We start from the raw sequence: 12,889 nt of genomic DNA on the forward strand, positions 1-12,889 counted from the left end.
CCCCGCGCGGGCGCCCCCGGTTACCCAACCTCTTCGATAGGAGCTTTTCCCACATGGCAGACATCGCATTCGAGAAGGACCTCTCCGTCGCCGAGACCGGCATCGGGGGCCTCAAGGTCGTCGACCTCGCCGTCCACGGCGACTCGCGCGGCTGGTTCAAGGAGAACTGGCAGCGCGCCAAGATGTGCGCCCTGGGCATCCCGGACCTCCGCGTCGTCCAGAACAACATCTCCTACAACGACAGCCGCGGCGTCACCCGCGGCATCCACGCCGAGCCCTGGGACAAGTTCATCTCCGTGGCCCGCGGCAGCGTCTTCGGCGCCTGGGTGGACCTGCGCGAGGGCAGCGCCACCTACGGCAAGGTCTACACGACCGTGCTCGACCCCTCGAAGGCCATCTACGTGCCGCGCGGCGTGGGCAACTCCTTCCAGGCCCTGGAGGACGGCACCGCCTACACCTACCTGGTGGACGCCCACTGGTCGCCGGAGCTCAAGAGGACCTACACCTTCGTGAACCTCGCCGACCCCGAGCTCGCCATCGAGTGGCCCATCCCGCTCGACGAGGCCACCGTCTCCGATGCCGACCTCAACCACCCGATGCTCGGGGACGTCGTCCCCATGGCGCCGAAGCGCACCCTCGTCACCGGCTGCAACGGCCAGTTGGGCCATGCGGTCCGCGCGCTGGCGGAGGAGCGCGGCGTCGCCAAGGACTTCGACTTCTGCGACATCGACACCTTCGACATGTCCGACCCGGACGCCTACTCAAAATACGACTGGTCGCTTTACGGCACCGTGATCAACTGCGGCGCCTACACGGCCGTGGATAAAGCGGAGACCCCCGAGGGCCGCGTGACCGCCTGGAAGGCCAACGCCGCCGGTCCCGCCCTTCTCGCACGCACCTGCGCCGAGCACGGGATCACCCTCGTCCACGTGTCCTCCGACTACGTCTTCGACGGCACCGCCGAGGTGCACGACGAGGACGAGCCGTTCTCCCCGCTGTCCGTCTACGGCCAGACCAAGGCCGCCGGCGACATCGCCGTGGCCGGGTGCCCGCGCCACTACGTCATGCGCAGTTCCTGGGTCATCGGCGAGGGGCACAACTTCGTCAAGACCATGAAGGGGCTGTCCGACCGCGTCGCCGACCCGGAGGATAAGCTCACGCAGGTCACGGTCGTTGACGACCAGCTGGGCCGCCTGACCTTCACGCGCGACATGGCCGAGGCCATCTTCCACGTGCTGGGGACGCACGCCCCCTACGGCACCTACGACTGCACCGGCTCCGGCACCGTCAAGTCCTGGGCCGATATCGCCCGCGCCGTCTTCGAGGCCGCCAACGGCAACGGGGACAGGGTCGTGCCGGTATCGACCGCCGACTACTACGCGAGCGCCGAGGGCCCCGTCGCCCCGCGCCCGGTCCACTCCGCGCTCGACCTGTCCAGGCTCGAGGCTGCCGGCTTCCACATGCCCGACTGGGAGGAAGAGCTGGGGGAGTACATCAAGACGCTCTAGGCGCTATTAACTTTTCGAGAGTAAAAGCCGCCGTTCTTTAACGGCGGCTTTTCTTGTTGGTGGCTATCTGCGCAGTGGTGCCAATAGTATTTTGCGGAAGATCTACCTCTCGCTTGGCTTGGAAGTAGGGTGGCCGGGCTGGTCGTCGTAGGCGTATTTGCTGTACACGTTGACCTCCCACTGCTTTTTTTCGACCTTTGCTACAGAATCTAGGATGAAGCCGGTCGCAAGGCTCTGGCCGCACAGGAACATAAACGAGGCGGCGAGCATAGCGGTGGGGAAGCGCGGGACGAGGCCGGTCTGGAAATATTCGACAACGATGGGCATGCCCAGGGCGAGGCCGAATACCGCGAACAGAAGCGCTACGAGGCTGAAGAACTTCAGCGGGCGGTAGTCCTTGAACAGCGTGCCGATCATCGCAACGACTTTAATGCCGTCGCTCACTGTGTTGAGTTTGGACTCGGAACCCTCGGGACGGTCGCGGTACTCGATGGGCACATCTTTGATGCGCCAGCGGTGGTCGACGGCGTGGATCGAGAGCTCGGTTTCGATCTGAAAGCCCTCGGAAAGCACTGGGAAGGTTTTAACGAACGGGCGGCTCATGGCGCGGTAGCCGGTCATGACGTCATCGAAGCTGTAGCCATAGATCCACTTGATCATGGCGCGGACCAGATTGTTGCCAAAGCCGTGGAAGGCGCGCTTGTTTTCCTCGGCGTAGGTGCCGTTTGAAAGGCGATCGCCTACGGTCATGTCGGCCGTACCGTTAAGGATGGGCTCGCAGAGGGCCTTGGCCGCCTCGGCGGGGTAGGTGTCGTCGCCGTCGACCATCAGGTAGCAATCGGCGTCGATGTCGCGAAACATCTGGCGGCATACGTTGCCCTTTCCCTGACGGGGCTCAAAGCGGACCGTGGCGCCGTGCTCGGTGGCGATGCGTGAGGTATCGTCCGACGAGTTGTTGTCATAGACATAGACCGTCGCTTGCGGAAGCTCGCGGTGAAAGTCGTCGATGACTTTGCCGATCGTGGGCGCTTCGTTGTAGCAGGGGATGATGACGGCGATGGATTCAGAATTCACTCAATGCTCCTTATACGTTCAATCCTTGAAAGTATAGCCGTTTGGGCTTGGCATCCTAAGATGTGGGTTAGTTCTCCAGTTTTGTTGCGCGAATCGTTTGCATGGCCGTCGGGTCTATACTGTTCGTTTGTCAACGATTACGAGTAAAGGAGTTGCATCCGTGTCGGATCAGACAAAGCAACAAGAAACTCGCAGTCTGCCTGCGACGTTTGCTAAGAACGAATTTGAGAAGGACGCGTTTATCCTTCGTCAGCTGGTTACCAAGGATTTTAAGATCAAGTATCGCCGCAGCGTTCTGGGCGTCGCATGGTCGGTGCTCAACCCGCTGCTGATGATGATTGTCATGGCCATCGTGTTCTCGACGATTTTTGGCCAGGGCCGCAATGGCTCAATGACGCCCGAGATGTACCCGCTGTACTTGATCGTGGGTAACGTTACCTTTGCCGTCATGTCCGAGTCTACGAACCAGGCCCTGACGTCGATCGTGGGTGCTGCCCCTCTGCTCAAGAAGGTTAAGGTGCACCGCTGGGTCTTCCCGGTGCAGAAGGTGCTCTTCTCGCTGGTCAACTTTGCCTTCTCGCTGGTCGCCGTCGCCATCGTTATGCTGTGGTTCCGCGTTATGCCTTCTTGGCATCTGATTCTGCTGCCGGTTTGCCTGCTGCTGCTTATGTGCTTCTGCATGGGCCTGGGCATGTTGCTTTCTGCCCTTACGGTCTTTTTCCGCGACGTTATGCATCTGTGGAGCGTCGTCATTACGGCGTGGACTTATATTACGCCCATCTTCTGGACGACTGACTTTATTGCGCAAATGCCGCATCTCGTGCGTATCTTGATGTATGCGAACCCCATGTACAACTACCTGCAGTTTATGCGCGATATCTTTCTGTTCCAGACTACGCCCTCGCTTATGACGTTTGGTATGTGCGCTGCTTGGGCGGTTCTTGCGCTTGTTATTGGCTATACCGTGTTCCATAAGTCCGAGCGCAAGTTCATCCTCTACATCTAAGGAGTGCTGTGATGACTGAATCTGTTGTTGATTACAGCGAGCAGCCTCTGGCTGTCGAGGTCGACGACGTCACCATGATTTTTAACATGGCGTCCGAGTCGCTGACCAACCTCAAGGAGTACTTCATTAAGCTTGCCAAGCATGAGTTGTTCTTTGAGGAGTTTAGGGCGCTTAAGCATATCTCGTTTGATATTCATCGTGGCGAGGTCGTGGGTCTGGTCGGCACCAATGGCTCCGGCAAGTCTACGATGCTCAAGATTATCGCTGGCGTGCTTGAGCCAAGCGAGGGCAGCGTTAAGGTGCACGGTAACATCGCGCCGCTGATTGAGCTTGGTGCTGGTTTTGACCCCGAGCTGACCGCCCGCGAGAACATCTATCTGAACGGCGCCCTGCTTGGCTATACCAAGGAGTTCATCGATGCCAACTTTGACGGCATTATCGAATTCGCTGAGCTGCAGAACTTTGTCGATATGCCGCTTAAGAACTTCTCCTCGGGCATGGTGGCGCGTATCGCCTTTGCAATCGCGACGATTACCGAGCCCGATATTCTGATCGTTGACGAGACGTTGTCCGTCGGTGATGTGTTCTTCCAGCAGAAGTGCGAGGACCGTATCCAGCACTTTATCCAGAGCGGCGACGTGACGGTTCTGTTCGTTTCGCACTCTATGGAGCAGGTTGAGCGCATCTGCCAGCGTGCCGTTTGGATTGAGAAGGGTGACCTTCGCATGGACGGCCCGGTTGATGAGGTCTGCAAGGCGTATCGCGAGCAGTTCAACTAGGTTATAATTACTTGTGCCTGACAGGCTTGCGCTTGCTTGGGCGTGCGGCTATTTGCTCCATTAGCTCAGTTGGATAGAGCAGGGGACTTCTAATCCCAAGGTCGACGGTTCGAATCCGCCATGGAGCACCATCGTTTATTAAGCCCAGACCGCTTGGTGGTCTGGGCTTTTTCACATGCTGGTGTTCTTTGTTCTTGCCGGGTATACGTTTAGGCCGAAGCCGTGGCGTGAGCTGCTATTGTGCTGCTGATGTGGATTGGTTATACGGCGCGCCAAAGGGGGCTGGAGCCGAGCGTGAGCAAGCCTCTGCTTATGACGCTGCCAGCATCGTGGTTCTTCGCGTCAATCGTACGCTGTGCCTGCGATATTGGATTGGCGTACGTGATCAAGAAGGCGTAACAAAAGCGGGGAGGACCAACTTGGCCCTCCCCGCTGTATCTAGTCTGCCTTCAGGCACTCGGGCAAGACGTTTGCAACTGCATTCATCGCCTGCGGCCTCAGGTACTGCTCATTGAGCTTTACCTTTCTGTAGGCGTAGCGAGTGTCTGCCGAGTATTTGATCAACACATCGGTGAAGAACCGCTCCCAGCTCAGGTAGTCGCGGCTTTCGATATAGCTTGAGGGATCCTCGAGGATTTTTAAGATATCGTTACTGGGAATGAGGCCAGATTGCAGGAGTGTCCACTCGAATGATTCGGGGAGGAACAAGCGTACGTTCTTGTAAACGCGCTGTCCGAGCACCTTTTCGATGTAGGGACCAAATGCTGCTCCGTCTCCAATAGCAAGGATGTTTTGCTCGGGACATTCGTGAATCGTACGTTTTAGATTCGCAACGCCGGTGGCGGTATAGCAGGGGATCCCGAGTCGGTTGCAAAGAGCGTCGTAGAATTGATAGCCAGATTTGCTATCCTCGACAACTACGGCGTCGGGTACCTCGAATCCAACATTTAGATCCTGATACAGCATACTTGCCGTGTGGTCATATAGCGGCTTGGTCACCGAGTAGAAGCGCCTGTCGCTCTTGCGGCCATTGATTGTTTTACTTGTCGTGTTGACTAGCTTCAGGATCTCATCAACGCTGTAGGGGAGCTCGTTGGCATCGCGACGAGATATCAGAACAAAATAGTTGGACGAGCCGTTGACGGCTTTGGCGAAGTCCTTTGAGTAGATAAACTCGTTACCCTCATCTAGAAAGACGATTGAATCTTCGATGATCGATAGCTCGCGCTCCCAGCGTCTGCCGGAAAGCGTTTCGCAAGGCACGTCGCAACTGAGTGCAACGCCGCTTTCCGGTCCTCGGTCGTTGTAGTCGCGAATCATCGAGATGAGCGTCGTTTTACCCGTGCCGCTGTTGCCGCGTATAAAGGAAATATTGCGCTTAAACGTGAGTGTGTATTTGACCTTTGCACGCTCTACGACAACGGTATGCGTTCCCTTCATTACTCATCAACATCCAAAAAGTCATTCGTGGCGCCGACAAACTCCTGCATGTTTCTGACGATGCGGCCATCGTTTTCAATGCGGATTTCAAAGCTCTTCCAGGGGAATTTCATGATGTGGTATAAGGTCACCATCACATCCTGCTCTTTGCCGATCTTGAGTAGCCAGCGGGCACAGTTGTCTCCGCAGGTGGATGCGTTGAACACCATATTTGGGAGATTGCGCACCAGCAGCAGCGTCTTAACGCCGCCGGACAGTTCGAGTGGGGTGATCGAGCCCAGCTGTTTGCTTACGATGTTGTGGGGACCGATGAGCTCTGATCCGTCCACGCTTTTAATAATCTGTGCGGCCATAGGGTCTTCGAACCATGAGTCCAAGTATGAGTTCCTAAAATAGGTTTCGGTATCGTAGATGGAACCGGGGTAATCCCCCAGATGGATGCTTAACATGCGCGTCTCCAGACGTTGTGTGACTGCAATGATTATATGCCAGTAATAAAGTGCCGCCAGTAGCGAGGTTGCTGCTGGCGGCACTGGCATTATTAGCGTGTGAATCGCGTTGATGGATTTGCTCGCGAGGCTACTTTTCGAGACGTTCCCTCAGCAGCTCCAGCGCGTGGGCGTAGCCTTGCAGGCCCTCGCCGGTGATGGTGGCGAAGCAGGCTAGGCGGGCGTAGCTCACCTGGCGGAAGTCTTCGCGCGTCTCTACGGCGCTGATGTGCACCTCGACGGCAGGGATGGCAACGGCCTTGAGGGCGTCGAGGATCGCCACGCTCGTATGCGTGTAGGCAGCCGGGTTGATGACGATGCCGTCGACCTTTCCGTAAGCCTCCTGGATCTTGTCGACGATGCTGCCCTCGTGGTTAGACTGGAAGACATCGACCTCGTCGAAGCCCTGTGCGGCACCCGCTTCCTGGCAGATCTGCACTAAGCGATCGTAGTTGTCGCTGCCGTAGATGCCTGGCTCGCGAATGCCGAGCATGTTGAGGTTGGGGCCGTTAATGACGAGTGCTTTCATGGTTGCTTCCTTTGCAGTTGAAAAACCACCACAAAGGTGCCTGCCCCCTTTGTGGTGGTTTTGGTTAGAGAGCGGGTGGGAGGGTGTCGAGGAGGGCATGGGCGGTGTTGGCGGCGCAGTCGCGTGAGTCGATGATGTAGTCGGCCCAGGCGCGGTAGCGCGGCATACGCTGCTCGGCCAGCTTGTCGATGCCGTCGCGCGCGGTGATGGGGCGGCCCTTGTGGGCGAGCTCGTCGAGCTTGCGGTTGAGCATCACGATTTGGCTGTTTTGGTGCAGCAGAGGGTAGTTCTCGTCGCGCGTAACCACGCCGCCGCCGGTGGAGAGCACCAAGCCGCTGCGCTTGGAGATGTCGGCCAGCGCTGCCGTCTCCTGCTCGCGGAAGGCCGCCTCGCCGCACTTGATGATAAAGTCGGCGCAGGGCATGCCCAGGCGCTCCTCGAGGGCGCGATCGAGATCGATGTGCTCGCGGCCCGTGAGCTGGGCGATCTGCTCGCCCACGCGGGTCTTGCCCGAGCCCGGCATGCCGATCAGCGCGATGTTCTGTTCGCGGCGTGACAGGCGCTCCGTTACGTCCAGGATCCTCTCGCGCGGGGTGGCTTTGCCGGTATAGCGCTCGACAGCTTGTGCCGCCTGGGCAACAAGCATAAGCAGGCCGCCGATGCAGGGGATGCCGCGGCGCTCGGCCTCGAGCATCAGGCCCGTGCGGGCGGGGTTGTAGACAATGTCGATGACGCCCTCGAGCGCATCGAGGCCTTCGAGCGTGCAAGGCGCGTCGGGGCAATGGGGGAACATGCCGGCGGGCGTGCAGTTGACGAGTAGGGAGGCGTCGGACTGCTGCGCGATATTGTCGTAGTTGACCTCGCTCGTGCGACCCACGGGTACGACGATGGCGCCCATGTCTCCCAGCACCATACTTGCCGTGGTGCCGGCGCCGCCGGTGGCACCGAGCACGAGGGCCTTCTTGCCGGCAACCTCAACGCCCAACTCCTCGACCAGGCACTGGAAACCGAAGTAGTCAGTATTATCGCCGTGCAGGCGGCCGTCGGGCAGGCGCGTGATGGTGTTGACGTTGCCCATGCGCTCGGCGAGCGGGCTCAGCTCGTCCAGGTATTCTATGACGGCGCGCTTGTAGGGGATGGTCACGTTGGTACCCTCCCATTCGTCGCCCGTCATAAAGGCCGCGAGGTCCTCGGGCTCGCGCTCAAAACGCACGTACTCAAGCCCCGCGAGCTCCTTGTAGATGGTCGGGGTGTAGCTGTGGCCCAGCACACGGCCCAGCACGCCGTAGGGGCGGGTTGGGGCGACGTCAGTCATCTAGAGCACCTCCGTGTAGCTGCCAAAGTAGGTGAAGCTCTCGCACACGTCGTCAATCGAGTCGAGCAAGTCGTCGAGGGCCTTGCTGCCAAAGGGACAGTCCAGATCGAAGTAGAACATAAACTCAAAGTCGCGCCCGGGGATGGGGCGGCTCTCGAGCTTGATGAGGTTGATGTTGAGCGCATAGAAGCGCTCGAGCACGCGATAGAGGGCGCCCGGCTCGTTGGCCGTGGTGATCATGAGCGAGGTACGGTTGGCGCCGGGGTAGACACGGGGCTCGCGACTGATGACGACGAAGCGCGTGTAGTTGTTGTCCGAGTCCTGAATGTTGGGCTCCAGCACCTCCAGGCCGTAGAGCGCCGCGCAACTGCGCGAGGCGATGGCGGCGACGTCGGTGCGCTCGGAGTTGGCGACCATCTCGGCCGACATGGCCGTGTTGAGATGCTTGGTGGCGTGCAGCTCGTGCGCGTCGATAAAGCCGGCGCATTGTGCGATGGCCTGACCGTGGCTATAGACCTCACGAACATCCTGCAGCTTGGTACCGGGTTTGACGAGCAGGTTGTGATCGATCTTGAGGCGCAGCGAGCGCACAATGTGGAAGTCGAACTGTGCGAGCAGGTCGTAGACCGCGTTGACCGAGCCCGCGGTGGAGTTTTCGATGGGCAGTACGCCAAACTCGCAGAAGCCGTCTCGCACGGCGCGCATGACACCTTCGAAGGTCTCGAAGAACGCGATATCGGGCACGTCGAAGAGCTTGCACGCGGCGATCTGGCTGTAGGCGCCTTCAACGCCCTGGCAGGCGACGCTGGCAGTTTGGGGGAAGGGCATGTCGAAGGCCTCGGCAGTGGCGTGGGCCTTTTGCGAGACCGTGGTGCCCTTGAGCTCGTTGATATAGCGCTGCTGCTCGGCCTTGCTCATGCTCATGAGGAGGCGGAACAGCGTGATGGTCTGCGCCTCGTAGCGCTCGGGCGCGCGGCCGGCAAGGTTGTTGAGCTTGGAGCGCTCGCGGGCGGGGTCGAAGACGGCCTTGCCCATCTCGATTTTTGATTTGGCGACCTCGGTGGCAATGTCCATGCGTTCGACAAAACTGTTGAGGAGCGTGGTGTCGATGCCATCGATGGTTTGGCGGATGTCAGCAAGGTCCATTGGGACCCCTTTCACTGGGTGGGCGTGGGGGCCGGAGTTGGTCCCCGGAGATTTTTAGCGCTGGGCGGCGTCTTCTAGGAGGGCGTCCCAGATGGCCAGCGCTGCGGCTGCTTCGGCTACGGGGACGGCACGCGGGACGATGCAGGGATCGTGGCGGCCGTGGACCGAGAGCTCGGCATTTTCCATAGCGTCCATGTCCACCGTCTGCTGCTCGCGGCCAATGGAGGGCGTGGGCTTTACGGCCATGCGCCACATGACGGGTGCGCCGGTCGAAATGCCGCCCAGGATGCCGCCGGCGTTGTTGGACTCGATCTCGATCTCGCCGGTCTCGGCGTCGATGCGATATGGATCGTTGTTCTCGCTGCCGCGCATGGCGGCAACGGCAAAGCCCATGCCAAACTCCACGCCCTTCACGGCGGGAATCCCAAACGCAATCTGCGCGATGCGGTTCTCGATGCCATCGAACATGGGGTCGCCGATGCCCGCGGGCAGGCCGTAGATACCGCACTCCACGATGCCGCCGATGCTGTCGAGCTCGTCGCGCGCGGCCAGGATCTCCTCGCACATGCGACCGGCAGCTGCGGCGTCAATGCACGGTAGGTCGTTCGAAAGGATCGCCTTGCGGTCGGCCTCGCGATAGACCATGTCGTCCATGGGCAGATCGGAGATGCCACCGATCTGCGCCACGTGCGCCATGACCTTAATGCCGCGGGCCTCGAGCGCCTGCAGCGCGATGCCGCCGGCGATGCACAGGGGCGCCGTCAGGCGGCCAGAGAAGTGTCCGCCGCCGGCGACGTCGTGCATGTTGTGGTACTTCACGCGTGCCGGGAAATCCGCATGGCCCGGGCGGGGCTTGCGGCGCAGCTCGGAGTAATCCTTGGAGCGCGTGTTGGTGTTCTCGATGATCGCGGCGATAGGCGCGCCCGTGGTGTGTCCATCAATTATGCCGGCGATAATGTGGGCGGCGTCGGCCTCGCGGCGCTTGGTCGCGGTCTCGTCACGGCCGGGGGCGCGACGGTCCAAAAAGGACTGCAGCTGCTCCAGGTCAACGGCGATACCTGCCGGAACGCCATCGAGCGAACAGCCGATGGCGGGGGAGTGCGACTGGCCGAAGATGCTTACGTGCAAGACGTTGCCAAAGGTCGAGGACATGCTATTCCTCCTCGAGCGCGACTTTGCCGCCCAACAGGCGGTAGTGGTCGAAGAAATCGGGATAGGACTTGTTGACGGCCTCGGCGCCGTGGATCACGACCTCGCCGGTGGCGCGACTCGCGGCGATGGCGGCCATCATGGCGATGCGGTGGTCGTTGTGCGAATCGACCTCGCCGCCGGTAAAGGCATCGACGCCCTTGATGATGAGGTCGTCACCGGCGATGCGCACCTGCGCGCCCAGCGCGGTGAGCTCGCGGGTGGTGGTGACCAGGCGGTCGGATTCCTTGATACGCAGGCGCGCGCAGTCACGGATGAACGTGCGGCCCTGAGCCAGCGATGCCACGGCAGAGATGACGGGCACCAGGTCCGGAATGTCGTGGGCGCTCATCTCAAAGCCGGCGAGCTTGTCGGACTGGACAGTGGCGGCGTTCGTGGAGCGCACGATGCGGGCGCCAAAGCGCGAAAGCGCGGCGAGCACGTTGCGGTCGCCCTGTGCGGAGCTCAGCGACACGCCCTCTACGGTGATAGGGTCGGTACCGATGGCACCAGCGCACAGCCAAAAGGCGGCGTTGGACCAGTCGCCCTCGACGGCTACGCTGCCGGGCGTGCGGTACGAGCCGCTGTTCACGCGGAAGTTCGTGACCTCGGGCTGGCCATCCTTGGCCGGAATACGCTCGACGTTGACCTCGACGCCGAAGGCCTTCATGGCCTGGATGGTCAGGTTGATATAGGGGCGGCTTTCGATGAGGCCGGTCACCTGCACGCAGGAGGGCTGGGCCAAAAGCGGGGCCGCCAGCAGCAGGCCGGAGATATACTGCGAGCTCACGTTGCCCGGAAGCATAAAGGTGCCCGGGCGCATACGGCCGCTCGTCTTGAGCGGAAAACCGCCCAGCCCCTGCAGGTCGCAACCGGCGGCGATGATCTCGTCCGAGAGCGGGGAGAGCGGGCGGGCGCCCAGACGGCCCTGGCCCACGAAGGTGGCCTCCGCGCCCAGCGCACAGGCGACAGGCAGCATGAAGCGCAGCGTGGAGCCGCTCTCGCCGCAGTCGAGCGTGCCGCCGGCAAGGGCCTTGAGTAGGCCAAATTCAATGCTCTTCATGGTGGGGTGGACCTGGAAGCCGTCCTCGACGGTCTCGATGCGGGCGCCGAGTGCCGTGAGGCAGCGCACCGTGGCCTCGATATCGGCGCAGGTCGTGTTGCAGGTAACGTGCGTCTCGCCGTTGGCAAGCGCGGCGCAGATGATGAGGCGATGCGCCATCGACTTGGACGCGATGGCGGGAACGGTGCCCTTGAGCGGGGACGGGGTGATCCGGGCTAGCATGCGGATGCGTCTCCCTTCTGGCCGAGGCCCTCGGCAATCAAATCGTGGAAGGTGGAAAGCGGCGTGCGGTCGATGCTGCAGCGGCCAATACCGTGCGGAATTACCAGGTCGATGGTGTCGCCCGCGCGTTTTTTGTCGTGGAGCGCCTCGGCAAAGACGGCATCGGCGGAAAGGTCGCAGCGGGTCTCGAGGCCGTGGCGGGCGCAGAGCTCCTCAATACGATCGGGCAGCTCGGCATCGCAGATGCCATGCAGGGCTGCGGCACGCGTGATGATGCCCATGCCGATCGAAACACAGTTGCCGTGGCCGAGCTCAAAGTGCTCGCAGGCTTCGACGGCGTGCCCGGCGCTGTGGCCAAAGTTGAGGAGTTTGCGCTGATTGGTTTCGCGCTCGTCCGCAACGACCACGGCCCGCTTGATGTCGATATTGCGGGCAATGATGAGCGCCACACGGGCCACGTCGCGGTTGAGCAGCTCAAGCGTGAGCGGGGTCTTCTCCAGCTCGGCGAAGAGCTCGGGGTCGGCGATCACGGCGTGCTTAACGACCTCGCCGCAGCCGTCAGCGAACTGCTCGGGCGTGAGGGTGGCAAGGCATCCCACGTCGGCGATGACCACGCTCGGCTGCCAAAAGGCGCCGGCCAGGTTCTTGCCGGCTGCCAGGTCGATGGCCGTCTTGCCGCCGACCGACGAATCCACCATGGCGAGCAGGCTTGTGGGAATCTGCACAAACTTGCAGCCGCGCATGTAGGTGGCGGCCACAAAGCCCGCAACGTCGCCCACGACGCCGCCGCCGAGCGCCACGATCACGTCTGAGCGCGAAAGCTCGTGCTCGGCCACAAACTCCAAAATGGCAACGTAGGTCTCGGCACGCTTATGGGCCTCGCCGGCCTCGAAGGTGCAGATGCTCACCTCGTAGCCTGCGGATTCGAGGCTCTGCTTAACGGGCACCTGGTAGAGCGGGCCCACGTTGGTGTCCGTCACGATGACGGCGCGGGTGCCGCCGGCGGTGGCGCGTACGAGCGGACCTGCCTGCTCCAGCAAAAACGTGCCCACATGCACCTGGTAGGGGCGTGCGGTGTCGATATCGATGGTAATCGCCATAAGCTTCGGTCCTTTCGACCTGGCGTGATGG

12 protein-coding genes and 1 tRNA gene are annotated in these 12,889 nt (G+C 61.1%); 4 read left to right on the forward strand and 9 right to left on the reverse strand.

Translation table 11 applies throughout. The features are described from left to right. Positions 1-53 precede the first annotated feature (53 nt). Positions 54-1,508, forward strand: coding sequence for a sugar nucleotide-binding protein (locus AQ996_RS00005; RefSeq protein ID WP_055249952.1), 1,455 nt, complete (start codon positions 54-56; stop codon positions 1,506-1,508). Between the two features lie 102 nt (positions 1,509-1,610). On the opposite strand, the gene AQ996_RS00010 is transcribed toward AQ996_RS00005, so the two are convergent. Next, positions 1,611-2,582, reverse strand: coding sequence for a glycosyltransferase family 2 protein (locus AQ996_RS00010; RefSeq protein WP_055249954.1), 972 nt, complete (start codon positions 2,580-2,582; stop codon positions 1,611-1,613). A 160-nt stretch (positions 2,583-2,742) separates the two neighbouring features. Here AQ996_RS00010 and AQ996_RS00015 point away from each other — a divergent pair, with 160 nt between their 5' ends. From AQ996_RS00015 to AQ996_RS00025, 3 genes are all read left to right on the forward strand, one after another. Beyond that, a complete protein-coding gene (locus tag AQ996_RS00015; RefSeq protein ID WP_253274571.1) occupies positions 2,743-3,588 on the forward strand; it encodes an ABC transporter permease in 846 nt (281 codons plus the stop codon). 11 nt (positions 3,589-3,599) lie between these two features. Then, the gene (locus AQ996_RS00020) at positions 3,600-4,367 is read left to right on the forward strand and encodes an ABC transporter ATP-binding protein (protein ID WP_022094777.1); all 768 of its coding nucleotides are present in this window, start codon (positions 3,600-3,602) and stop codon (positions 4,365-4,367) included. Positions 4,368-4,421: 54 nt separating this feature from the next. Further along, positions 4,422-4,498, forward strand: a tRNA-Arg gene (locus AQ996_RS00025). A 307-nt stretch (positions 4,499-4,805) separates the two neighbouring features. Here the strand turns inward: AQ996_RS00025 and AQ996_RS00030 are convergent. From AQ996_RS00030 to aroB, 8 genes are all read right to left on the reverse strand, one after another. Beyond that, positions 4,806-5,807: a DEAD/DEAH box helicase family protein gene (locus AQ996_RS00030; protein ID WP_055249956.1), complete on the reverse strand. Its 1,002-nt coding sequence runs from the start codon at positions 5,805-5,807 to the stop codon at positions 4,806-4,808. Next, on the reverse strand, positions 5,807-6,256 hold the full coding sequence (locus tag AQ996_RS00035) for a DUF4869 domain-containing protein (protein ID WP_055249958.1): 450 nt from the start codon (positions 6,254-6,256) through the stop codon (positions 5,807-5,809). Before AQ996_RS00035 ends, AQ996_RS00030 begins: the two co-directional genes overlap by 1 nt. Positions 6,257-6,386: 130 nt before the next feature. Then, entirely contained in the window at positions 6,387-6,824 is a 438-nt protein-coding gene (gene aroQ / locus AQ996_RS00040; RefSeq protein ID WP_055249960.1) for a type II 3-dehydroquinate dehydratase, read from the reverse strand. Between the two features lie 64 nt (positions 6,825-6,888). After that, on the reverse strand, positions 6,889-8,139 hold the full coding sequence (locus AQ996_RS00045; RefSeq protein WP_055249962.1) for a shikimate kinase: 1,251 nt from the start codon (positions 8,137-8,139) through the stop codon (positions 6,889-6,891). Next, positions 8,140-9,285: a prephenate dehydratase gene (pheA, locus tag AQ996_RS00050; protein WP_055249964.1), complete on the reverse strand. Its 1,146-nt coding sequence runs from the start codon at positions 9,283-9,285 to the stop codon at positions 8,140-8,142. It lies immediately after the preceding gene. A 54-nt stretch (positions 9,286-9,339) separates the two neighbouring features. After that, a complete protein-coding gene (gene aroC / locus AQ996_RS00055; protein ID WP_055249966.1) occupies positions 9,340-10,437 on the reverse strand; it encodes a chorismate synthase in 1,098 nt (365 codons plus the stop codon). Between the two features lies 1 nt (position 10,438). After that, complete coding sequence (gene aroA / locus AQ996_RS00060; protein ID WP_055249968.1) at positions 10,439-11,758, reverse strand: 3-phosphoshikimate 1-carboxyvinyltransferase; 1,320 nt, start codon at positions 11,756-11,758, stop codon at positions 10,439-10,441. Further along, positions 11,752-12,858, reverse strand: a complete 1,107-nt coding sequence (gene aroB / locus AQ996_RS00065; RefSeq protein ID WP_055249970.1) for a 3-dehydroquinate synthase — start codon at positions 12,856-12,858, stop codon at positions 11,752-11,754. The genes aroA and aroB overlap by 7 nt, the downstream gene beginning before the upstream one ends. Between the last annotated feature and the right edge of the window lie 31 nt (positions 12,859-12,889).

The organism is Collinsella aerofaciens (assembly GCF_001404695.1).
In the GTDB taxonomy this organism is placed as follows: domain Bacteria; phylum Actinomycetota; class Coriobacteriia; order Coriobacteriales; family Coriobacteriaceae; genus Collinsella; species Collinsella aerofaciens_E.

Excerpts from the sequence above, each read along its gene's own strand:
- pheA (WP_055249964.1), bottom strand. The coding sequence starts at position 9,285 with ATGGACCTTGCTGACATCCGCCAAACCATCGATGGCATCGACACCACG.
- aroC (WP_055249966.1), bottom strand. The coding sequence starts at position 10,437 with ATGTCCTCGACCTTTGGCAACGTCTTGCACGTAAGCATCTTCGGCCAG.
- AQ996_RS00030 (WP_055249956.1), bottom strand. The coding sequence starts at position 5,807 with ATGAAGGGAACGCATACCGTTGTCGTAGAGCGTGCAAAGGTCAAATAC.
- aroB (WP_055249970.1), bottom strand. The coding sequence starts at position 12,858 with ATGGCGATTACCATCGATATCGACACCGCACGCCCCTACCAGGTGCAT.
- AQ996_RS00045 (WP_055249962.1), bottom strand. The coding sequence starts at position 8,139 with ATGACTGACGTCGCCCCAACCCGCCCCTACGGCGTGCTGGGCCGTGTG.
- AQ996_RS00005 (WP_055249952.1), top strand. The coding sequence starts at position 54 with ATGGCAGACATCGCATTCGAGAAGGACCTCTCCGTCGCCGAGACCGGC.
- AQ996_RS00035 (WP_055249958.1), bottom strand. The coding sequence starts at position 6,256 with ATGTTAAGCATCCATCTGGGGGATTACCCCGGTTCCATCTACGATACC.
- aroA (WP_055249968.1), bottom strand. The coding sequence starts at position 11,758 with ATGCTAGCCCGGATCACCCCGTCCCCGCTCAAGGGCACCGTTCCCGCC.
- aroQ (WP_055249960.1), bottom strand. The coding sequence starts at position 6,824 with ATGAAAGCACTCGTCATTAACGGCCCCAACCTCAACATGCTCGGCATT.
- AQ996_RS00020 (WP_022094777.1), top strand. The coding sequence starts at position 3,600 with ATGACTGAATCTGTTGTTGATTACAGCGAGCAGCCTCTGGCTGTCGAG.